At 71.8% G+C, this 21292-nt stretch carries 23 protein-coding genes; 11 read left to right on the forward strand and 12 right to left on the reverse strand.

Going from position 1 to position 21292, the window contains the following annotated elements:
- Window positions 1–6 precede the first annotated feature (6 nt).
- From ACIHIX_RS22040 to ACIHIX_RS22055, 4 genes are all read left to right on the forward strand, one after another.
- Window positions 7–2616 (forward strand): MXAN_6230/SCO0854 family RING domain-containing protein, encoded by a 2610-nt coding sequence (locus tag ACIHIX_RS22040; RefSeq protein WP_399958695.1) that lies wholly within the window; start codon window positions 7–9, stop codon window positions 2614–2616.
- Between the two features lie 105 nt (window positions 2617–2721).
- Window positions 2722–3732 carry a DEDDh family exonuclease gene (locus ACIHIX_RS22045; protein ID WP_399958697.1) on the forward strand — a complete coding sequence of 337 codons (1011 nt, stop codon included), beginning with the start codon at window positions 2722–2724 and terminating at the stop codon, window positions 3730–3732.
- A 79-nt stretch (window positions 3733–3811) separates the two neighbouring features.
- Window positions 3812–4045 (forward strand): hypothetical protein, encoded by a 234-nt coding sequence (locus tag ACIHIX_RS22050; protein ID WP_079083468.1) that lies wholly within the window; start codon window positions 3812–3814, stop codon window positions 4043–4045.
- Between the two features lie 69 nt (window positions 4046–4114).
- The gene (locus ACIHIX_RS22055) at window positions 4115–4912 is read left to right on the forward strand and encodes an SURF1 family protein (RefSeq protein WP_399958699.1); all 798 of its coding nucleotides are present in this window, start codon (window positions 4115–4117) and stop codon (window positions 4910–4912) included.
- Between the two features lie 21 nt (window positions 4913–4933).
- Here ACIHIX_RS22055 and ACIHIX_RS22060 read toward each other — a convergent pair whose 3' ends face one another.
- The 4 genes from ACIHIX_RS22060 to ACIHIX_RS22075 all read right to left on the reverse strand — a co-directional run bounded on the left by ACIHIX_RS22060 (window position 4934) and on the right by ACIHIX_RS22075 (window position 8580).
- The gene (locus ACIHIX_RS22060) at window positions 4934–5872 is read right to left on the reverse strand and encodes a hypothetical protein (protein WP_399958701.1); all 939 of its coding nucleotides are present in this window, start codon (window positions 5870–5872) and stop codon (window positions 4934–4936) included.
- 114 nt (window positions 5873–5986) lie between these two features.
- Window positions 5987–6175, reverse strand: a complete 189-nt coding sequence (locus ACIHIX_RS22065) for a YbdD/YjiX family protein (protein WP_399958703.1) — start codon at window positions 6173–6175, stop codon at window positions 5987–5989.
- Window positions 6172–8274: a carbon starvation CstA family protein gene (locus ACIHIX_RS22070; protein ID WP_399958705.1), complete on the reverse strand. Its 2103-nt coding sequence runs from the start codon at window positions 8272–8274 to the stop codon at window positions 6172–6174. The genes ACIHIX_RS22065 and ACIHIX_RS22070 overlap by 4 nt, the downstream gene beginning before the upstream one ends.
- 90 nt (window positions 8275–8364) lie before the next feature.
- A complete protein-coding gene (locus tag ACIHIX_RS22075; RefSeq protein WP_356585650.1) occupies window positions 8365–8580 on the reverse strand; it encodes a DUF3311 domain-containing protein in 216 nt (71 codons plus the stop codon).
- Between the two features lie 164 nt (window positions 8581–8744).
- Between ACIHIX_RS22075 and ACIHIX_RS22080 the strand changes: the two genes are divergently transcribed.
- From ACIHIX_RS22080 to ACIHIX_RS22100, 5 genes are read left to right on the forward strand one after another with little or no spacing between them, the layout of a single operon-like run.
- Entirely contained in the window at window positions 8745–10277 is a 1533-nt protein-coding gene (locus ACIHIX_RS22080) for a sodium:solute symporter (protein ID WP_399958707.1), read from the forward strand.
- An 11-nt stretch (window positions 10278–10288) separates the two neighbouring features.
- Window positions 10289–10849: a sigma-70 family RNA polymerase sigma factor gene (locus tag ACIHIX_RS22085; RefSeq protein ID WP_399958709.1), complete on the forward strand. Its 561-nt coding sequence runs from the start codon at window positions 10289–10291 to the stop codon at window positions 10847–10849.
- Window positions 10846–11142, forward strand: coding sequence for a hypothetical protein (locus ACIHIX_RS22090; protein ID WP_399958711.1), 297 nt, complete (start codon window positions 10846–10848; stop codon window positions 11140–11142). The genes ACIHIX_RS22085 and ACIHIX_RS22090 overlap by 4 nt, the downstream gene beginning before the upstream one ends.
- A gap of 33 nt (window positions 11143–11175) precedes the next feature.
- Window positions 11176–12963: a glycoside hydrolase family 15 protein gene (locus tag ACIHIX_RS22095; RefSeq protein ID WP_399958713.1), complete on the forward strand. Its 1788-nt coding sequence runs from the start codon at window positions 11176–11178 to the stop codon at window positions 12961–12963.
- Window positions 12964–12968: 5 nt separating this feature from the next.
- On the forward strand, window positions 12969–13724 hold the full coding sequence (locus tag ACIHIX_RS22100; RefSeq protein WP_399958715.1) for an SDR family oxidoreductase: 756 nt from the start codon (window positions 12969–12971) through the stop codon (window positions 13722–13724).
- 25 nt (window positions 13725–13749) lie between these two features.
- On the opposite strand, the gene amaP is transcribed toward ACIHIX_RS22100, so the two are convergent.
- The 5 genes from amaP to ACIHIX_RS22125 are packed head-to-tail and all read right to left on the reverse strand — an operon-like array spanning window position 13750 to window position 16054.
- Window positions 13750–14328 carry an alkaline shock response membrane anchor protein AmaP gene (gene amaP / locus ACIHIX_RS22105; protein WP_399958717.1) on the reverse strand — a complete coding sequence of 193 codons (579 nt, stop codon included), beginning with the start codon at window positions 14326–14328 and terminating at the stop codon, window positions 13750–13752.
- Between the two features lie 5 nt (window positions 14329–14333).
- A complete protein-coding gene (locus ACIHIX_RS22110; RefSeq protein WP_399958719.1) occupies window positions 14334–14981 on the reverse strand; it encodes a DUF6286 domain-containing protein in 648 nt (215 codons plus the stop codon).
- Window positions 14978–15361, reverse strand: coding sequence for a hypothetical protein (locus tag ACIHIX_RS22115; RefSeq protein ID WP_399958721.1), 384 nt, complete (start codon window positions 15359–15361; stop codon window positions 14978–14980). The genes ACIHIX_RS22110 and ACIHIX_RS22115 overlap by 4 nt, the downstream gene beginning before the upstream one ends.
- 5 nt (window positions 15362–15366) lie before the next feature.
- Entirely contained in the window at window positions 15367–15558 is a 192-nt protein-coding gene (locus ACIHIX_RS22120; protein WP_399958722.1) for a hypothetical protein, read from the reverse strand.
- Window positions 15559–15589: 31 nt separating this feature from the next.
- Window positions 15590–16054 carry an Asp23/Gls24 family envelope stress response protein gene (locus ACIHIX_RS22125; RefSeq protein WP_399958724.1) on the reverse strand — a complete coding sequence of 155 codons (465 nt, stop codon included), beginning with the start codon at window positions 16052–16054 and terminating at the stop codon, window positions 15590–15592.
- An 87-nt stretch (window positions 16055–16141) separates the two neighbouring features.
- Here ACIHIX_RS22125 and ACIHIX_RS22130 point away from each other — a divergent pair, with 87 nt between their 5' ends.
- Window positions 16142–16843 (forward strand): nucleopolyhedrovirus P10 family protein, encoded by a 702-nt coding sequence (locus ACIHIX_RS22130; protein WP_399958726.1) that lies wholly within the window; start codon window positions 16142–16144, stop codon window positions 16841–16843.
- Between the two features lie 199 nt (window positions 16844–17042).
- On the opposite strand, the gene ACIHIX_RS22135 is transcribed toward ACIHIX_RS22130, so the two are convergent.
- The 3 genes from ACIHIX_RS22135 to ACIHIX_RS22145 form a co-directional block, all read right to left on the reverse strand.
- Entirely contained in the window at window positions 17043–17837 is a 795-nt protein-coding gene (locus ACIHIX_RS22135; protein WP_399958728.1) for an enoyl-CoA hydratase/isomerase family protein, read from the reverse strand.
- A 128-nt stretch (window positions 17838–17965) separates the two neighbouring features.
- A complete protein-coding gene (locus tag ACIHIX_RS22140; protein ID WP_004002281.1) occupies window positions 17966–18187 on the reverse strand; it encodes a helix-turn-helix domain-containing protein in 222 nt (73 codons plus the stop codon).
- Between the two features lie 335 nt (window positions 18188–18522).
- Window positions 18523–20121, reverse strand: a complete 1599-nt coding sequence (locus ACIHIX_RS22145) for an ABC-F family ATP-binding cassette domain-containing protein (RefSeq protein ID WP_399958730.1) — start codon at window positions 20119–20121, stop codon at window positions 18523–18525.
- Between the two features lie 189 nt (window positions 20122–20310).
- Here ACIHIX_RS22145 and ACIHIX_RS22150 point away from each other — a divergent pair, with 189 nt between their 5' ends.
- Window positions 20311–21204, forward strand: coding sequence for a neutral zinc metallopeptidase (locus ACIHIX_RS22150; protein WP_399958732.1), 894 nt, complete (start codon window positions 20311–20313; stop codon window positions 21202–21204).
- The last annotated feature ends 88 nt before the right edge of the window (window positions 21205–21292 follow it).

A 21292-nucleotide genomic window follows, 5' to 3' on the forward strand; every position in this document is an offset into this window, starting at 1 on the left:
TTCCGCTTGTCCGTACTGTCGTCCGTGCTGCTCCGCCGCCTTCGTACCGTCTACGTCGACCAGGCCGGGCCACGCCCGGGCGACCCGTCGACGGAGCCAGGGCTCGTCGCGCTCGAAGCCGAGCTGCTGGACCGGGGATACACGCCGACGGCGGAACTGCACGCGGCCCTCGCCTGGCTGGGACCGACCGGGCTCGCGGACGCGGGCAAGCAGCTCGTCCGGCACATCGACGCCGAACTCGGTGCCGACCGCACCCATATGCCGATGTTCCGCGGCTTCCCGGCCTCGGTGCCCGACGACACCTTCCAGCTCTTCGTCGACCGGGTCTTCACCCTGCTGCTCCAGTGGCCCCGGCAGCCGTGCGTACTGTGCGCCACGGTCGGCAGCGTGCACCCCGTGTCGCCCTGCGCGCATCTGGTGTGCCGGGAGTGCTGGGACGGCGCGGACTACGCGGGCTGCCCGATCTGCCACCGCCGGATCGACCCCACCGACCCGTTCCTGAAGCCCGAACATCCGCGAGAGGCGCCCGAGGTCGCCGTCGGCCCGCTGAAGTTGCTCGCCCTCGGCAAGGACGCGAAGGCGGACGCCGTGCGGGCCCTGCTGCGGCTGCTGGCCCGGCGGACCCCGCTGCCGCCGCAGGACCGGGACGACGTGAAGATCCTGCTGGCCCACGCGCCGGCCGACCTGGGCTGGTTCCCCGAGGACGTCCCGGTGCGCCAGACCAAGGCCCTGGCTCTGGGCACCCTGCTGCTCGACCGCCACACGCGCGTGGCGGCGGCCGAGCTGCTGGACCGGCACCTGACGACCGCGACGGACGTGCTGCGGCTGCTGTGCGTGTGGTCCGGCGGCACCGCCGACCTGCTGGAACCCCGCCCTGTGCGCTCCCTCCCGCGCGCGCTCCGCCGCCGGCTGCTCGGAGTGCTCGACGGGCTGGCGACGCCCTCACTGGTCGAGGACGTGCTGCGCCACCCCGACGCCTGGAAGCGCGCCGCCGAGATCCTGCACCCCTACGAACAGCACGCCCGCCACCCCAGGGCCGCGCTCGCCTTCGCCGTCCTGCGCGCGACCGACCTCTCCGCGACCGAGGGCACGCTGGGCGAGGCGCTCCTGCGGACGGCCGCGGCCCACCCGGAGGCGGTCCGGGTCGACGGGACCCGCGTCAAGCCGGCCACCTGGACGGCACGCGTCGAACAGGCGCTGCGGGACAGGGACTTCCCCGCCGCTCTCGACCTGCTCGCCCAGCGCCCCGGCGAGCTGCTGCGCCGTCTCGACCATCTGCTGCGGCTGCGCGAACTCGACGTACTGCCGGACGAGTTCGGGGACACCCTGCGCCGGGTCCTGCCCCAGGCCGGCCCCGGGCCGCTGCTCGCCGCGCTCGGGCGGATGCGGATCCGCCATCTCCCGGGCGGACGTCGGGTGTTCTTCCCGCGCGGCCAGGTGACCCACTCCTTCACGATCGACGACACGCGCGCGCCGCTGTCGCCGAAGGTGACGGACGCGGTGTGCGCCCTGCTGGAGGCCGAGGCGCTGCGCCGCCTCGCCCTGCACGACGAGCCGCGCCTCGACCTGGCCGTGCTCGACTCGGCGCTCACCGGACTCGCGGTGCCCGCCGCCGAGACCGCCGCCAGCAAGGCCCTCGTCACGGTCCCGCGCGGCAGCACGCAGCCGCTGCCCGAGGGCGAGGTGCTGCGGCTGTTCCTGCACTGGACGGAGCCCGCGAAGAAGCGCGTGGACCTCGACCTGTCGGTGGCCCTGTACGACGCCGAGTGGAACTTCGCGGGCCTGTGCGACTACACGAACCTCGTCCACGAGGGCCGTTCGGCCGTGCACTCCGGCGACCTGGTGTCCGCGCCCGCGCCGGACGGGGCGACCGAGTACGTGGACCTCGATCTGGCGGCGCTCACGGAGCACGGGGTGCGGTTCGCGCTGCCGGTCGTCTTCAGCTTCAACGACGTCGCGTTCGAGGAGCTCCTGGACGCCTTCGCCGGTTTCATGGCGCTGCCGTCCGCCGCCGAGGAGGACCGGAACGCGGCGTACGACCCCCGGACGGTACGTCAGCGGTACGACCTGGTGGGCGACTCGCGCATCCACGTCCCGATGCTGGTCGACCTCGACCGCCGTACGTTCCTCTGGACCGACCTGCACCTCCCCGCCGACGAGGGCTTCCACAGTCTGTACCGGCACGGTGCCGACCTCGGCCGGGTCGCCCAGGACCTGCACCAGTACTTCGCCTCGGGCCGTACGACGCTGTGGGACCTGGCGGTCTGGCGGGCGACCGCGCGGGGCGACGAGGTGGTGGTGATACGGCGCGCACCGCATCCGCGCGCCGTGGACGAGTTGTGGCACTACCGGCGGCAGGAGGGGGAGCCCGTCACCGCGTTCGCCGCGCGGGTGCGCGCCCTGGAGACGCCTCCCTGGAAGCGGCAACCCGCCGAGGCGGCCGACGCCCTCGCGGGTGAAGTCGCGTCACACCGGCACGTCTTCCTCGCCCTCGTCCACGGGGGTGTGGCACCGGCGGGCGCCACCGGTTCGGCGTACCGGCTGCTGCCCGGCCCGGTCGACGGCTGCGGCCTGGAAGCCCTGGCGGCGGGGGATCTGGTGGCGGCGCTGGGCTGAGCCGCCACACCCCTGGGAGCGAGACGGTGAAGTGCCCGGTACCGGAGCAGGGTTGCGGGCGGGTGCGCGCGGGACTGTCAGTGGGGGCCCGTATCCTCAGGGACCATGCTCGAAGACCGTACCGCCGAAGCGTCCTCCCCCACCCAGTGGCCGGCCGCGTATCCGAAGGGATACGCGGTCGTTGACGTGGAGACCACCGGACTGGCCCGTGACGACCGGATAATCTCCGCGGCCGTCTACCGGCTGGACGAGCGCGGCGAGGTCGAGGACCACTGGTACACCCTGGTCAACCCGGAGCGCGACCCGGGCCCGGTGTGGATCCACGGTCTGACGAGTGACGTGCTCGAGGGCGCGCCCCTGTTCCAGGACATCGCCGAGGAGTTCTCGACCAGGCTCGAGGGCCGGGTACTCGTCGCGCACAACGCGGTCTTCGACTGGCAGATGATCGCCCGGGAGTACGCGCGCGCGGAGCGCGAGGCACCGGTGCGGCAGCGGCTGTGCACCATCGCGCTGTCCAAGGAGCTCGCCCTGCCGCTGCCCAACCACAAGCTGGAGTCGCTGGCCGCCCACTTCGGTGTCGTCCAGCAGCGGGCGCACCACGCGCTGGACGACGCGCGCGTGCTCGCGGAGGCGTTCCGGCCGAGCCTCAGGGCGGCGGCCTCGCAGAGCATCCGGCTGCCGCTGCACGAGTGCCGACCGCTGACCGAGTGGACGGACCGCGCGGTACCCCGGCAGCAGGGCAGCGCCGGAGGTGGCGGTGGGTACGGCGGCTACAGCAGCTATCGGCCGACCAGTTGGCGCCCGGCCCGCAAAAGGCCCGCATGCCCCTATCCCAACCCAGGGCGCTACGAAGAGGGCAAACCACTCAAGCAGGGCATGCGTATCGCGTTCTCCGGCGACACCTCGACCGAGCGCGACCTTCTGGAGGACCGCGCGATCGAGGCGGGGCTCCACATCGCCACGAGCATCTCCCGGCTGACCAGCCTTCTCGTCACCAACGACCCCGACTCGGGCACGTCGAAGGTGGTCAAGGCCCGGCAGTACGGCACCCCGGTCGTGGACGAGGCGGCGTTCGGACAGCTCCTGGGCAACGTGGCACCGGCGTCGGAGCGATGACCGTACGGACGGGTGATTGCGCCGCGACTCGCCCGCCGCCCGCTCGCCCGCGCCGGGTGGACGGCTCACCCTGTGGCGCATGGCGACTTGTGAAGTTTGCGGCAACAACTACGGCATGACCTTCGAGGTGCACGCCCAGGGCGCGGTCCACGTCTTCGACTGCTTCTCGTGCGCGATCCACCGCATGGCCCCGATCTGCGAGCACTGCCGCGTCCAGATCATCGGCCAGGGCGTGGAGGTCGAGGGCCACTGGTTCTGCGGTGCGCACTGCGCCCGCGCGGAGGGGAAGGTGGGCATCGTCGACCGGGTCTGACCACCGGGTCGACCGAATCCGACTGACCCCTGTGCGAACACCCCACGGCCCGAGTTGTACCGTCGTGGGGTGTACCGCTTCCTGTTGTCCCGGCAGTGGGTGATCCTCACGCTGGTCGCCCTCCTCCTCATCCCCACGATGATCAGGCTGGGCATCTGGCAGATGCACCGCTACGACGAGCGCACCGCCCGCAACCAGCTGGTCTCCGACGCACTGGACGCGAAGCCGGTGCCCGTGGAGTCGCTGACGTCCCCGGGACACACCGTGACCAGCAAGGAGCGGTACCACTCGGTGACCGCCAAGGGTCACTTCGACACCGCCCACGAGGTGGTCGTCCGCCGCCGCACCAACTCCGACGACGAGGTCGGCTACCACGTCCTGACCCCGTTCGTCCTGAACGACGGCAAGGTGCTGCTGGTCAACCGGGGCTGGATCCCCGCGGACGGCCCGAGCCAGACCGCCTTCCCGAAGATCCCCGCTCCCGCGCGGGGCGAGACCACCGTCACCGGCCGCCTGATGCCCGACGAGACGACCGAGGCGAGCGGCATCAAGGACCTCAAGGGCCTGCCCGACCGCCAGATCATGCTGATCAACAGCGCGCAGGAGGCGAAGCGGCTCGGCGCCGAGGTCCTCGGCGGCTATGTCGCCCAGACCGCGCCCGACCCCAAGGGCGACACCCCGGAGTTGATGGGCAGCAAGCCGGGCATGGAGAACGCCGCGCTGAACTACGCGTACGCCTTCCAGTGGTGGCTGTTCGCCGCGGGCGTGCCGATCGGCTGGGTCGTGCTGGTAAGGCGTGAGACGCGGGACCGCCGGGAGTCGGCGGAGAAGGAAGCCACCACGGAGACGGAGCCGGCGGCGGTCTGAGACACTCCCCCACCGGTCCCCTCACCCGCCGGGCCGGTCCCGCCAGTAGAGAAACGTGCGTTCAGGCGCCGGCAGCAGGTCCCACGGATGCGCCGTCATATGGCGGCCGATACGCCGGAAGACCGGCCCGGCATCGTCCGGACGGTGGGCGCGGACCAGGGCGAAGGCAAGCAGGTTGAGGTCGGCGACGGCCTCGGCGTGCGGTGCGGCGGCCGTGCGGAACCAGCCGGTCAGGGCCTTCTCGATCTCCTCGGTGGCCCGGAGTTCGCGCCAGTGGCCGTCCACCCCCAGCCCTGTCCTCCCCTGCCCCTGCCGGTAGGCGACGAGTTCGACGCGGGCCGCCACGGGCAGCAGGGCCAGCGGTGATCCGTGCGGTGCGCGGGAGGCCGTGTGCTGGGCGAAGTCCGTCATGGCGGTGACCGTGCCGTGCCCTCGCGGCGACAACTGGCGCAGCAGCAGATGGTGGGCGCCCCGGTGCCAGGGGGCTCGGTCGACGGCCTCGGTCCACACGGGCACGGCGTCCCGGATCGGGACGGCGAACGCGTACATCAGATCCAGCAGGGCCAGCCACGGTGTCGGGTCCTCGGGGCAGGCGTCGGCGGCGAGCAGGCACGCCTGTTCCGCCTGCCGGGCGGCGGCCCGCCCCTCCGCGGCAGCCCGCACGGACCGTACGCAGGCCCGCAGCACCAGGGCGTCCCCGTCACCGGGCCGGTCGGCGATCCAACGCTCGCAGACCGCGGCCGGCAGCTCCCCCGCCAGTACGGACATCCGGTGCCACCGGCGGTCCCAGTCCCGCCCCGTGTCGCGCAGCAGTCCGGCCACCGGCTGCCAGAGGGGGCGGGTACGGCCGGCGCCCAGGCCGTGCAGCTGAGGGGTCGGTCGGAGTTCCGTCAGTGTCGTGTGCAGCGCGTCGTCGTCGAGTGCGGGGCGGACCAGCAGGGCGGGTCGGCGTCTGAACATCTCGGTCCCGGGGATGAGTCGTAGGGGTGCGGTGTCCGAACATCTCGGTCCCGGAGGTGAGTCGTAGGGGTGCGGAGCGAGCGCCGGGCCCACCCCGCACCCCGATGGCGGGCGTCAGCAGCAGCGGCTCTGCGGGTGGGTCTCCCGGTGGCGGGTGCGCAGCACCTGGTACTCGCGCCGGGTCGGTACGGGAGCGAGCGGGTGGTGTCGCCGATGGCGCTCGCAGTAGCGGTCGTACTCCGTCTCGCCGGTCAGCTCCCGCAGATACCAGCGGACCGCCCGCGCCCACTGCCGACCCCTCATGACCGCGCCCCGACCAGCGGCGCCTCACCGGCCTGCTCAGGCACCCCGATACGCGACTCGACGTACGGCGCCTCGGTCGTGGGCAGGGAACCCGGCGTCCGTACCGCGCGTACACACACCACCCCCGCGTTGACGATCACCACCGCGACCAGCAGCAGGAACACCGCGATCAGCACCCCGTCCACCGTGGAGTTGGTGACCACGGTCCGCATGTCGTCGAGGGTCTTGGCGGGCGGCAGCACCTGGCCGGCGTCGATGCCGTCGGCGTACTTCGCGCGCTGGGCGAAGAAGCCGACCCGCGGGTCGTCGGAGAAGATCTTCTGCCAGCCCGCGGTGAAGGTGATCGCGACCACCCAGGCCAGCGGCACCGCGGTGACCCAGGCCCAGCGCAGCCGACCGGACTTGACCAGGACGGTCGTGCACACCGTCAGGGCCACCGCCGCCAGCAGCTGGTTCGCGATGCCGAAGAGCGGGAAGAGCTGGTTGATCCCGCCGAGCGGGTCGGTGGCGCCGGTGTAGAGGAAGTAGCCCCAGGCCGTCACCACCAGTGCGCTGCACAGCCAGATGCCCGGCTTCCAGTTGACCCGGCCGACCGGCTTCCAGACGTTGCCGAGCATGTCCTGGAGCATGAAGCGCCCGACCCGGGTGCCCGCGTCGACCGTCGTCAGGATGAACAGCGCCTCGAACATGATCGCGAAGTGGTACCAGAAGGCCTTCATCGCGGTACCGCCGAACACCCCGGAGAAGATCTCCGACATGCCGACCGCGAGCGTCGGGGCGCCTCCGGAGCGGGCGATCAGGGTCTGCTCCTCCACCGCCTTCGCGGCCTGGGTCAGCTGGTCCGGCGTGATGGTGAAGCCGAGGCCCGCGACCGCGTGGGACGCCGACTGGGCCGTCGTGCCGAGCAGTCCCGCCGGGGCGTTCATCGCGTAGTACAGCCCCGGCTCCAGCGTCGCCGCCGCGATCAGCGCCATGATCGCGACGAACGACTCCATCAGCATGGCGCCGTAGCCGATGAGCCGGACCTGCGACTCCTTCTGGATCAGCTTCGGCGTCGTACCGGAGGAGACCAGGGCGTGGAAGCCGGACAGGGCGCCGCAGGCGATCGTGATGAAGAGGAAGGGGAAGAGCGAGCCGGCGAAGACCGGGCCCGCGCCCGACGAGGCGAAGTCCGTGACGGCCTCCGCGCGCAGCACCGGGGCGGCGACCACCACGCCCACCGCGAGCAGCGCGATCGTGCCGATCTTCATGAAGGTGGAGAGGTAGTCGCGAGGTGCCAGGAGCATCCAGACCGGGAGGACGGACGCCACGAAGCCGTAGCCGATCAGGCAGAAGACGAGCGTCGTCGGGCTGAGGGTGAAGGCGGAGGCCCACGAGGACTCCTGGACCCAGCTGCCGCCGACGATCGCGAGCAGCAGCAGCGCGACGCCGATGAAGCTGGTCTCCACGACCCGGCCGGGACGGACGCGGTGCAGCCAGAAGCCCATGAACAGGGCGATCGGGATGGTCATCGCGACGGAGAAGGTGCCCCACGGGGAGTGCGCGAGGGCGTTGACCACGACCAGGGCCAGCACGCCCAGCAGGATGATCATGATGGCGAAGACCGCGATCAGCGCGGCGGCGCCGCCCGCGCGGCCGATCTCGTCCCGGGCCATCTGCCCGAGCGACTTGCCGTCCCGCCGCATGGACAGGAACAGGACCACCATGTCCTGCACCGCGCCCGCGAAGATCACTCCGGCGACGATCCACAGCGTGCCCGGCAGATACCCCATCTGGGCCGCAAGGACCGGACCGACCAGCGGTCCGGCGCCCGCGATCGCCGCGAAGTGGTGGCCGAGGAGCACCCGCTTGTCGGTGGGGTGGAAGTCGACACCGTCTTCCAGGCGTTCGGCCGGGGTGGCCCGGCGGTCGTCCGGCTTCAGGACGCGGCGGGCGAGGAAGCGGGAGTAGAAGCGGTAGGCGATCGCGTACGAGCCGAGCGCGGCGACGACCAGCCAGACCGCGGAGATCCTCTCACCCCGGGCCAGCGCGAGGACGCCCCAGGCGACGGCGCCGAGCAGCGAGACAACGGCCCACAGCAGGATCGACCGGGGTGACATACGTGACTTTTCAGGCGCCTCAAGGGCAGGCTGAAGGACGGTTTCGGGCATGGCGGCTCCTCACCAGAGGCGGTGCAAGATCAGAAGGGCTCAGCGGCGATGTCGGTCCGACAGGACGTACGCGGCGAGCAGGCAGAGGCCGCACCCCGGCACCCAGGCGAGCTGGTACCAGTAGAAGAACGGCGTGCCCGCCAGGCGCGGCTCCGCACCGGCGTACATCGGGACCCACAGCAGTCCCGCGGCAGGGGCGAGAAGCAGTACGGCGATCGCGACGCGCCGTAGCCGGTGATGACCGGTCCGTGCCATGACCTGCGCTCCTCTCCCCCTCGCTGTGGGTCTGTGCAAGAGTTGCGCACCCGTCGCGGACGGTTGACAGCGAAAGTCCAGAAGATTTCCCGCCGGTTCCCTGTCATCCGTTCCGGCTGCCCGCGCAACTCTCCCGCGAGGGCATACACCAAGGACGGTGACCCATGGCCGACAGCGCCATGACCACGACGTTCCTCGCCGTGATCGGCGGAGCGTCGCTGCTCGCCGTGACCGCGCGCCGGCTGCGCCCGAGCGACCGGCTGCCGTCCCTGGAGGACTGGGCGCTCGCCGACCGCAGCCTCGGCCCGGTGTGGACCTGGCTGCTGCTGGGCGGCACGATCTTCACCGCGTACACCTTCACCGCCGTCCCCGGTCTCGCCTACGGCAACGGCGCGGCGGCCTTCTTCGCGGTGCCGTACACGGTGATCGTCTGCCCGATCGCCTTCGTGCTGCTCGGCAGACTGGGCGAGGTGGCCCGGCGGCACGGCTACATCACCGCCGCCGACTTCGTGCGCGGCCGGTACGGCTCGGCGCCGCTGGCGCTGGTGGTCGCGCTGACCGGGATCCTGGCGACGATGCCGTATCTGGCGCTCCAACTGCTCGGGATCCGGGCGGTGCTGACCGCGGGCGGGGTGTATCCGCGAGGTGCGACGGGTGACCTGGTGATGGTGGCGCTGTTCGCGGGACTCGCGGTGGCCACCTATCGGCACGGACTGCGGGCCCCCACCGTGATCTCCGCGCTCAAGGCGGTCGCGGTCTTCGTCTCGCTGACCGCCGTCACCTGGCTGGTCCTGGAACGGCTCGGCGGGCCCGGTGCCGCCTTCGACGGAGCCGCCGAACGCCTCGGTGGCCCGGCCCTCCTCCTCTCCCCCGAACAGCAGCCCGCCTACGCCACCCTCGCCCTCGGCTCCGCCCTCGCCCTGCTGATGTACCCGCACGTCCTGACCGCCGGTTTCGCCGCCGACAGCCCGCGCACCCTGCGCAAGGTCGCCGTCGCCCTGCCCGCCTGGACAGGACTGCTCGCCCTCTTCGGGTTCCTCGGCATCGCGGCGCTCGCGGCCGGGGTGCGGGCACCGGAGGGCGGCGGCGAGACGGCCGTGCCGATGCTGGTGGACCGGCTGATGCCGGGGCCGCTGGCCGGTCTGGTGTTCGGCGCGATCACCGTGGGGGCGCTGGTCCCGGCGGCGGTGATGTCGATCGCGGCGGCCACGAGCTTCGTCCGCAACGTGTACGTCGAGTACGTGCACCCCACGGCCACGCCCAAGCGGCAGGTGCGCATCGCCAAGGCGGTGTCGCTGACGGCGAAGGTGGGCGCGGTCGCGTTCGTGTTCGGGCTGCGCGACCAGGACGCCGTCAACCTCCAACTCCTCGGCGGGGTCTGGATCCTGCAGATCTTCCCGGCCGTCGCCGTGGGTCTGTTCACCGGGCGCCTGCACCCCCGGGCGCTGCTCGCCGGGTGGGCTGCGGGGATGATCGCCGGCACCTGCCTGGTCGTACACGAGGGGTTCTCGACGATCGGTACCGGCCCCTTCCAGGTCTACGTCGGCCTCACCGCCCTTCTCCTGAATCTGACCGTGGCCGCCCTCGGCACCACCGTCCTCGAACGACTCGGCGCCCCCCGCGGCGCCGACCTGACCGATCTGCCGGCGCGCCTGACCCTCGGCCGGCGCCCGGAGACGGGAGCGAACAACCCGTGAGACAGCAACCCGTGAGACGGCACCTGGGGCGCACCGCCCCCGTACCGATACCGCTCAGCCCCGCGGCGACCGACCCGGCCGATGCGGCCCGTGAGGCCGGCGTGGCCCGGCTCTTCGAGCTGCACTACGCCTCGATGCTGCGGCTCGCCGTGCTGCTCGGCGCCGACGACCCGGAGAACGTCGTCGCCGAGGCCTACTACCAGATTTACCGGAAGTGGCGGCGCCTCAGGGACAGCGAGGCGGCGGAGGCGTATCTGCGCTCCACCGTCTGCAATCTGACCCGGATGCGGATACGGCACCTCCAGGTCGCCCGCAAGCACGTCGAGGCGCCGTCGACCGAGCTCGTCGCCTCCGCCGAGAGCACCGCGCTCCTCCACGACGACCAGCGCGTCCTCGTCGACGCCCTCCAGCAACTGCCCGCCCGGCAGCGGGAGGCACTGGTGCTGCGGCACTGGCTCGGACTCAAGGAGAGCGAGATCGCCGCCGCGATGGGGATCTCCTGCGGCTCCGTCAAGACCCACACGGCACGCGGCCTCGCCGCGCTGACCCAGGCGATGGAGGCCCGGCGATGAAGGACACGACCCCGGACCGCACCGAACGGGAACTCCAGGAGGCCCTGGCCGCGTTGGCGGGCGGCGTGCACGCGGCCCCCGACGCCTATCGCACCGCACGCGGCGAGTGGCTGCGCCGGGAACGCCGCCGCCGGCTCGTCCTCACCGTGCTCATCGCGGTCGTCTTCGCGCTGGCGACACTGATCGGCCTGTGGGTGCTGAACCAGACGCCCACGCACCAGGGCGTCATCTTCTCCGGCACCCACGCGCCACTTGCCCAGCCACCGGCTTCACTCCCCCGGCCGTTCCCCTGATTGTTCCCGGGGTCCACCGGGAACCCGCATCCCGTGCACCCCCGTATCGAGGATTACGCCCTCATCGGCGACGAACAGACCGCGGCCCTGGTCGGCAAGGACGGCAGTGTCGACTGGCTGTGCCTGCCCCGCTTCGACTCGGCCGCCTGCTTCGCCAGGCTGCTCGGCGACGAGAGCAACGGCCACTGGCGCATCGCACCACGCGACGCCCCAGGCGACTGCACCCGCCGCGCCTACCGGCCCGGCACCCTCGTCCTGGACACCGACTGGGAGACCGACACCGGCTCGGTGCGCGTCACCGACCTGATGCCCCAACGCGACCGCGCCCCCGACCTCGTACGGGTCATCGAGGGCCTGAGCGGCGAGGTCACCGTGCGCAGCACGCTCCGCCTCCGCTTCGACTACGGCTCGATCATGCCGTGGGTACGCCGGTCCGACGGGCATCGGATCGCCATCGCCGGACCCGACTCGGTGTGGCTGCGCAGCGAACCCGAGGTGCGCACCTGGGGCGAGGACTTCGGCACGCACTCGGAGTTCACCGTCAAGGAGGGCGAGAAGGTCGCGTTCGTGCTCACCTGGCACCCCTCGCACGAGCCGCGCCCACCGGAGACCGACCCGTTCGACGCCCTCGCCACCAGCGTCGAGGACTGGCAGGCATGGTCGGACCGCTGCCGCTACGACGGCCCGTACAAGGACGTCGTCCTGCGCTCCCTGATCACCCTCAAGGCCCTCACCTACGTTCCGACCGGCGGCATCGTCGCCGCGGCCACCACCTCGCTGCCGGAGCAGCTGGGCGGCGTACGCAACTGGGACTACCGGTACTGCTGGCTGCGCGACTCCACGCTCACCCTCGGCGCGCTGCTCTCGGCGGGCTACCACGAGGAGGCCGAGGCCTGGCGCGACTGGCTGCTGCGGGCGGTCGCGGGCGATCCGGCGGACCTTCAGATCATGTACGGCCTCGCGGGTGAGCGGCGGCTGCCCGAGTTCGAGCTGCCGTGGCTGACCGGTTTCCACGGCTCCCGGCCGGTGCGGATCGGCAACGAGGCCGTGAACCAGCTCCAGCTGGACGTGTACGGCGAGGTCATGGACTCCTTGTCGCTGGCCCGGAGTTCGGGGCTGTCCCCCAAGCCGCACATCTGGTCCATCCAGTGCGCGCTGATGGAGTTCCTGCGCGAGGCGTGGCGGCAGCCCGACGAGGGGTTGTGGGAGGTGCGCGGCGGGCGCCGGCAGTTCGTGCACTCCAAGGTGATGGTGTGGGTGGCCGTCGACCGCGCGGTGCGTGCCGTCGAGGACAACCCCGAGCTCGACGGCGACCTGGAGGGCTGGCGGGCGATGCGCGACGAGGTGCATCGCGAGGTGTGCGAGAAGGGCTTCGACGCCGAGCGCAACACCTTCACCCAGTCCTACGGCTCCCGCGAGCTCGACGCCTCCCTGCTCCTCATCCCCCGCGTCGGCTTCCTGCCGCCCGACGATCCACGCGTGATCGGCACCGTCGACGCGATCCGCGAGGAGCTGGGCCACGGCGGTTTCCTGCGCCGCTACAGCACCGACGGCACGACGGTGGACGGGCTGCCGGGCGACGAGGGCACGTTCCTGGTGTGCTCGTTCTGGCTCGCGGACGCCCTGCACATGACGGGCCGCACGAAGGAGGCCCGCGAGCTGTTCGAGCGCCTTGTGGCGCTGGCCAACGACGTGGGGCTGCTGTCCGAGGAGTACGACCCGGTGCACGAGTGCCACCTCGGCAACTTTCCGCAGGCGTTCAGCCACATCGGACTGGTGAACACCGCCCTCGCCCTGTTCGGGGACGAGGAGGCAGGATAGGGGGCATGGATCTTGGACTGAAGGACCGGGTGTACGTCGTCACCGGGGCCACGCGCGGCCTCGGCAACGCGTCCGCGCGCGAGCTGGTCGCCGACGGGGCGAAGGTGGTACTGACCGGGCGGGACGAGAAGCGGGTCGCCGACGCGGCGGCCGAGCTGGGGCCGAACGCCGTCGGGGTGGCGGTCGACAACGCCGACCCGGAGGCCTCGGCCCGGCTGATCGCCGCCGCGAGGGAGCACTTCGGCGGCTTCGACGGCATCCTGATCAGCGTGGGCGGTCCCGCACCGGGGTTCGTCGCGGACAACACGGACGAGCAGTGGACCAGCGCGTTCGAGTCGGTGTTCCTGGGAGCGGTACGGCTCGCGCGGGCGGCGGCGGCCGAGCTGGAGGCCGGGGGTGTGATCGGGTTCGTGCTGTCGGGCTCGGTGCACGAGCCGATCCCGGGGCTGACCATCTCCAACGGGCTGCGGCCGGGACTCGCCGGGTTCGCGAAGTCGCTGGCGGACGAGCTGGGACCGCGCGGGATCCGCGTCGTGGGCCTGCTGCCGTCGCGTATCGACACGGATCGCGTGCGCGAGCTGGACGGGTTGTCCGCGGATCCGGAGGCCACGCGGGCGGCCAATGAGGCCCGGATTCCGTTGCGGCGGTACGGGACGCCGGAGGAGTTCGGGCGTACGGCGGCGTTCCTGTTGTCGCCCGCTGCTTCCTACTTGACCGGGATCATGGTTCCGGTCGATGGGGGGATGCGGCACGGGTTCTGAGCTGCCGGCGCCTCAGGACAGAGTCTCAACTGACCCTTTCCGCCTTGTGCTTGACCGCCCTCATGCGGACCTCCGTCGGCAGGGACTCGAGCCCTGCCGAGTTGCGGGCGTGGGTGAGGGCTTCCGACGTGAGGTGGCTCAACGCGGCCCCGGGGTCCACGTGCGGTTCCAGCTGAAGCCGTACGCGGGTCTGCGGGGCGTTGCGCTTGCCCGTCAGTCGGACGTGGGCGTGGGAGACGCCGTCCAACCCCGTCGCCTCGTTGGCCAGTACGCCTTCCAGGGCCCGGCCGCGCAGCAGGGCGCCCTCGCCGTCGCCGGTGTCCACCAGGACCTCGGTGAGGCGGTGGCGGCGCAGGTTCGCGGCCAGCCACCAGAGGGTGAGCAGGACGAGGACGGCCAGTACGGCGAGGACGGTCGGCCACCACCAGCCGTGGTCCTCCCAGCGGGTGCGCTCGGCGTCGTCGAGGAGGACGTCGTGGCGGCTGTCGTGGATCCACCAGGAGGGCGGGTTCGCGCCCAGCCCCACGGCCAGCACCGACCCGCCCAGGACGACGAGCACCAGCCCGATCAGGCCCAGCAGCACCCGGTTGACGACCTTGAGCACGGCCCTCACCCCTTCTTCCCGGGCCGCCGCACATGCACCGACAGCGCGGGCGGCCGGGCCAGGCCCAGTCCCCCGATCGCGTCGCCGAGCACGGCGTCCAGATCGGCGCGTACGTCGTCCAGTTCACGGAAGTGCGAGACCGCGCTGACGTCGGCCTTGGCGCGGGACAGCCGGACCCGGACCGACTGCACCCCGGCGACCTCGACGGCGCGGTCGCGCAGGACCAGGGCGGCGGCCTCCCGGTGCAGCCCCGCCCGTACGTCGGCGTGGACGCGCCGCATGGGCAGGACGCCGCGCAGACCGGGGGTGGCGGCGAGGACGATCAGCCAGAGGCCGAGGGCCGCCGCGACGCCGGCGCCGACCAGGACCCAGGTGTCGTCGACGGGGCGCTCGGCGAGCTGGGCGGCCAGTTCGCGGCGCCAGCGCATGGCCGGCTGTTCGGCGCGGACGGCCGCGATGTCGTAGAGGAACAGTCCGGCGACGGCGAGGAGCAGTACCGCGACGACGCCCGCGGGGATGCGCCGGGGCGACCAGAAGCGGTGGTTGCCGCCCTCGCCTTCGAGGACCGGTGGTGGTGCGTGGTCCGGTTCGGTCGGCTTCTCCAGAACCGGCAGTCGCTGGGTCGTGCCCTCGGAGCCCTGGAGCTCGCTCATCGCGTCCTCCCCTGTGCCGCGCCGTGCGCCGGGGTCAGATGCAGCCGCTCGACCTGGACCGCGACCTCCGACACCTCCATTCCCACCAACGCGCGTACCCGCTCGACCACATGACGACGCACGCGCGCGCAGCGGGCGCCGATGTCGGTGGGGTAGCCGAGTTCGAGATGGACCCGGACGCGAGCGACGTCGTGGTGGACCACGACGGTGGCGTGCGGGGGTCCGGCCTCGTCCGGGAGCTCCCCGACGACCTCGCGGGCCGCCTGCGAGGCGATCTTCGCCACGACCCGGTCGGCGATCCGGGTCGCGCCGCGCTCGCCGGGCGCCACGACGGTCAGGCGTCCGCGGGACTCACCGGCCTCGGTGGCCTCGGCGGTCACCTACGTCACCGCCGGTCGCGGCGGTCGTTGCGGGTGCGGAAGAAGTCGCCGATCTCCAGGTCCCCCTCCATGAAGCGGCCGACGACGAACCCGATCGCGCCCAGGGCCGCCACCAGCAGAAAGGCCCCGAATCCACCGAAGTACCCGGCGAAGCCCAGCGCCATGCCGGCGATCATGCCGACCACGGCCATGCTCATGCCGTACTCCCTTCAGCCGCCCGGACAGTCTTCACTGGATCCGGGGCTCCGGCTCCTCGTCCTCTTCGTCCGGCAGTTTCACGTCGCTCACCGCGATGTTGACCTCGACGACCTCCAGGCCGGTCATGCGCTCCACCGCCGCGATGACGTTCTCCCGCACGGCGTGTGCCACATCGGAGATCGACACGCCGTAGTCGACGACGATCTCCAGGTCGAGCGCGGTCTGCACCTCGCCGACCTCGGCCTTGACGCCTCGGGTCACGGACTTCGAGCCGCCGGGCACGCGGTCGCGGACGGCGCCGAAGGTGCGGGAGAGCCCGCTGCCCATGGCGTGCACACCGAGGACGTCCCGGGCGGCCAGCCCGGCGATCTTCTCCACGACTCCGTCGGCGATGGTGGTCCGCCCTCGGGTCGCCGGGTCGCCGCCACCGCGCTTGACGGTCTTGCGCGGCTGCGGGGCGGTCTCCACGTCGGGAGTCTGCGTCTGCTCAGTCATCGCCGTACATCCCTTTCGGTAGTCCTCCTTGAACCACCGTAAGTGGGGTTGCGTCCGCGCGCGCCGGAGATGCGGCAGGCTGGAGCAATGACCGACCGCTGGACACAGTCCGTACGTCATCACCTGGCCCTCGGCAGGTTGCTGCCGCTGGGAGGCGCGCGCGACGGCGCGTGGATCGCGGAGGAAGCGGCCGAGGCGGTGCTGCGGTGCGCGGTGCGGGAGCTGCGCGGCGTACGGCTGGAGGCGCTGCGGATCGCGCTCGCCGATCCGGAGTCGGGGCAGGAACCCGCCGTACCGCCGCCGCCGAGCGGGCTACCCCCAGGGCCCCTACGGATCTCGGCGCGGTTCGCGGCGACCGCGCGGGAGCCGCTGCCGATGACGGCGGCCCGGCTGCGGTCCGGCCTCTCGACCGCGGCCACGGAGCTGCTGGGCCTGACGGTGGCCGAGGTCGATCTGAAGGTGACGGCTCTGCTGGACGAGGAGCCGGAGGCCGCCGCGGTACGACAGCCGGAGCCGCCGTCGGCCGCACCGGCCGACGATCCCGCCGCGGTCGCCGCCCTCGCGGTGCCCGGTGTGGTGGGGCTGACCGCCGTGCTGGGGCGGGCGGTGCAGGTCGAGGAGCGGCAGGGCGAGGACGACTCGGCCCTGCCGCGGCGCCATGTCCGGGTGGAGGTGGCGGTCGACGCGGACCACCGGGCGCTGGAGGTGGCCCGGGCGGTCCGTGAGCGGGTGGGGAGCACGCTCCCCGGTCATCCGACGGTGGCGGTGCTGGTCACGTGGGTCGGATGACGAGGGTGGTGCTGGTGCCGGTGACGTCGGTCGGGTGAAGCCGGCGGTGCCGGTTACCTCGATCGGGTGAAGCCGGCTGTGCCGGTTGCCTCGGTCGGGTGATGTCGGCGCCGCTGGTCACCTCGGTCATCCGGCGGTGGCGGTGCTGTTCACTCGGTCGGGTGACGGTGGGGGACCTGTTCACCCGGTCGGGTGGCGGTCACTCGCCGATGCCGGCCAGGTCCCGCAGTCGGCGTGCCTGGGCGGCGCGCTCGGCGGCGCGCTGGTCGTCGTAGGTGCGGTCCTGGGCGCCGCGGAGCAGCGCCTTGGTCTCGATGACGGCGTCACGCGGCGCGGCCAGCAGGGCGCCGGCGAGGTCGCGTACGGCGTCGTCGAGCTGGTCGCGGGGGACGGCGACGTTGGCGAGGCCGGTGTTCACCGCCTCCTCGGCCAGCACGAAGCGCCCGGTGGCGCAGATCTCCAGCGCCCGGGCGTAGCCGACCAGCGAGACGAGCGGATGCGTGCCCGTGAGGTCGGGGACGAGACCGAGACCGGTCTCGCGCATGGCGAACTGCACGTCGTCGGCGACGACGCGAAGGTCGCAGGCGAGGGCGAGCTGGAAGCCCGCCCCGATGGCATGCCCCTGGACGGCGGCGATGGACACGACGTCGCTCCGCCGCCACCAGGTGAAGCCCTCCTGGAACTCCGCGATGGCAGCGTCGAGTTCGCCGTCACCACTGCGGGCGAGGTCGATGAACGACGGCTCGCCCTCGATCCCCTCAGGCGTGAACATCTGCCGGTCGAGCCCCGCGGAGAAGGACTTGCCCTCACCGCGCAGCACGACGACCCGGACGGAGCCCGGCACCAGCCGACCCGCCTCGGCGAGCGTCCGCCACAGAGCGGGGCTCTGCGCGTTGAGCTTGGCGGGGTTGGTCAGCGTCACCGTGGCGAGGGTGTCCTCGACGGTGAGCCGTACGCCGTCCTTGTCGAGCAGGGGAACGAGTTCCTGGCCCATGGGGCGCCTCCGATGAGTGCGGTCATCCGCCGCGCCACACGGCACGACTAAGTGACTGCACAGTAACCACCCGGCCGATCAGGGAACCGACCGGGTGGCCACCATCGAAGCCGAGGGGCCGCCCGGAATCAGGACGACGCGGCCTTCTTGCCCCGGGTCGCGCCGCCACGCCCACGGAGCGTGACGCCGGACTCGCTGAGCATCCGGTGTACGAAGCCATACGAGCGGCCGGTCTCCTCGGCCAGCGCCCGGATGCTCGCACCGGAGTCGTACTTCTTCTTCAGGTCTGCCGCGAGCTTGTCGCGCGCGGCGCCGGTTACCCGGCTGCCCTTCTTCAGAGTCTCGGCCACCCGTGCCTCCTCATGGGAAGTGCGCTCTGGTCCCCTCATGATCACCCCTCCAGAGCTTCCTGGCCACCCATTCGGCAAGGTCCGTAAGACAAGGTTGTGACGACAGGAGCGCGTCCCCACATACGGAATCCGGGATTCCACGACGGCATGTTCGTACCGCCGAACGGGTTCATTTGTGAATGGGCAGGTCAGAGACGTACGACGGCCGACCCCTTGTCGACAAAGGGATCGGCCGCGAAGTGGATGTAGGACACACCTCGGTACGAGGAGATCTCACACAGATGATGGATCACCGGTAAGCCGAATGATCCATACGCCGTGGATCAAGCATTCGATCAAGCGAGGGCGACCAGATCGGCGTAGTCGGCGCCCCACAGGTCCTCGACGCCGTCCGGCAGCAGAATGATCCGCTCGGGCTGGAGCGCCTCGACCGCGCCCTCGTCGTGGGTCACCAGGACGACGGCGCCCTTGTAGGTGCGCAGCGCGCCGAGGATCTCCTCGCGGCTGGCCGGGTCGAGGTTGTTGGTGGGCTCGTCGAGCAGCAGGACGTTGGCGGAGGAGACGACGAGGGTGGCGAGGGCCAGACGGGTCTTCTCGCCGCCGGAGAGGACGCCGGCGGGCTTGTCGACGTCGTCGCCGGAGAACAGGAAGGAGCCCAGCACCTTGCGGACCTCGACCAGGTCGAGGTCGGGGGCGGAGGAGCGCATGTTCTCCAGGACCGAGCGCTCGGGGTCGAGCGTCTCGTGCTCCTGGGCGTAGTAGCCGATCTTGAGGCCGTGGCCGGGCACGACGGCTCCGGTGTCCGGCTGCTCGGCACCGGCGAGGAGCCGCAGCAGGGTCGTCTTGCCGGCGCCGTTGAGGCCGAGGATGACGACCCTCGACCCCTTGTCGATGGCCAGGTCGACGTCGGTGAAGATCTCCAGCGAGCCGTACGACTTCGACAGCCCCTCGGCCGTCAGCGGGGTCTTGCCGCAGGGCGCGGGCTCGGGGAAGCGGAGCTTGGCGACCTTGTCGGAGACCCGCACCGCGTCGAGCCCGGCGAGCAGCCGGTCGGCACGCTTGGCCATGTTCTGCGCGGCGACCGTCTTGGTGGCCTTGGCACGCATCTTGTCGGCCTGCGAGTGCAGGGCGGCGGCCTTCTTCTCGGCGTTCTGCCGCTCGCGCTTGCGGCGCTTCTCGTCCGCCTCGCGCTGCTGCTGGTAGAGCTTCCAGCCCATGTTGTAGACGTCGATCTGGGCGCGGTTGGCGTCCAGGTAGAAGACCTTGTTCACGACCGTCTCGACCAGGTCGACGTCGTGGGAGATCACGATGAAGCCGCCGCGGTAGGTCTTGAGGTAGTCGCGCAGCCAGACGATCGAGTCGGCGTCGAGGTGGTTGGTGGGCTCGTCGAGGAGCAGCGTGTCCGCGTCCGAGAACAGGATCCGGGCCAGCTCGATACGGCGGCGCTGACCACCGGAGAGGGTGTGCAGCGGCTGGCCGAGCACCCGGTCGGGCAGGTTGAGCGCGGCGGCGATGGTGGCGGCCTCGGCCTCGGCCGCGTACCCGCCCTTGGTGAGGAACTCGGTCTCCTGGCGCTCGTACTGCCTGAGGGCCTTCTCGCGGGTGGCGCCGCTGCCGCTCGCGATCCGCTGTTCGTTCTCGCGCATCTTGCGGATCAGTACGTCGAGGCCGCGCGCGGAGAGGATCCGGTCGCGGGCGAGCACGTCGAGGTCGCCGGTGCGGGGGTCCTGCGGGAGGTAGCCGACCTCGCCGGAGCGGGTGATCTGGCCGCCCGCGGGCGTGCCCTCACCGGCCAGGCACTTGGTGAGGGTGGTCTTCCCGGCGCCGTTGCGGCCGACCAGGCCGATGCGGTCGCCCTTGGCGACACGGAAGGTGGCGGACTCGATGAGGACTCGGGCGCCGGCGCGCAGCTCGATACCGGTGGCGGAGATCACGGACAGACTCCAGGGCGTGTGTTTGACGGTTGTGGGCGGCTGAGGACGTTCCCGCCGTCTAATGCGCGAGGAGAATGGCCATGGGCCAAGTCTAACGGGGGCGTGCAAGCACTTTTTCTGGGTACGGGTGTTCGGGAACCGCGGCAGGCTCCGGGTGCGGGTGCCGGAGCCGTGGATCACGATGACGGCATGCAGTTCGACGACGACGCCAAACTGGACACCTCCGAGGTCCAGGACGTGCGCGGCAGCCGCATCCCCGGGGGCAGGGCGACCGTCGGCGGCGGCATCGCCGGACTGATCGCCCTTTTGCTGGGGCTCTTCCTGGGCGTCGGCCCCGACCAGCTGGGCCTCTCGGACAGCGGCGCCGACCAGCCGGCGGCCACGGCGTCCGGCCTCGCGCAGGTGCAGCAGAGCTGCCGTACCGGGCAGGACGCGAACACCCGGGACGACTGCCGCACGGTGGCGGTGGTCAACAGCGTGCAGGACTACTGGGACCAGGAGTTCGCGCGGCGCAGCGGCTCCTACACCCGCTCCCCCACGGTCTTCTTCAGTCAGCGGGTCGGCACCGCGTGCGGGTCGGCGACCTCCGCGGTCGGGCCGTTCTACTGCCCCGGCGACCGCAAGGTCTATCTGGACCTCGGCTTCTTCGACGAGCTGCGGTCGAAGTTCGGCGCGAGCGGTGGCGCCTTCGCGCAGGCCTACGTCGTCGCGCACGAGTACGGGCACCATGTGCAGGACCTGATGGGCACGCTGAGCCGGTCCCAGGACGGACGCACGGGCGCCGACAGCAACGCGGTCAGGGTCGAGCTCCAGGCGGACTGCTACGCCGGCGTGTGGGCGCACCACGCGACCACGACGAACGACGAGTCGACCGGGCGCCCCCTCATCACGAGCCTCACCACCGCCGACATCACCGACGGGCTTGACGCGGCTGCGGCCGTCGGCGACGACCGGATCCAGGAGCGGTTCCAGGGACGGGTGACGCCCGAGTCGTGGACGCACGGGTCGGCGCGGCAGCGCCAGCAGTGGTTCCGGACGGGGTACGAGAGCGGCGACATGGCGAGGTGCAACACCTTCAGCTGACCGGTGTGCGGGGGTTTTCGCTGGTCAGGGGTGATTGTCAGTGGTCGCTGGAAGACTGGGCCGCACGTCGAGTTCATCGATTTCCGGG

The sequence above is a fragment of the Streptomyces sp. NPDC051913 genome (genome assembly GCF_044593635.1).
Lineage (GTDB): Bacteria > Actinomycetota > Actinomycetes > Streptomycetales > Streptomycetaceae > Streptomyces.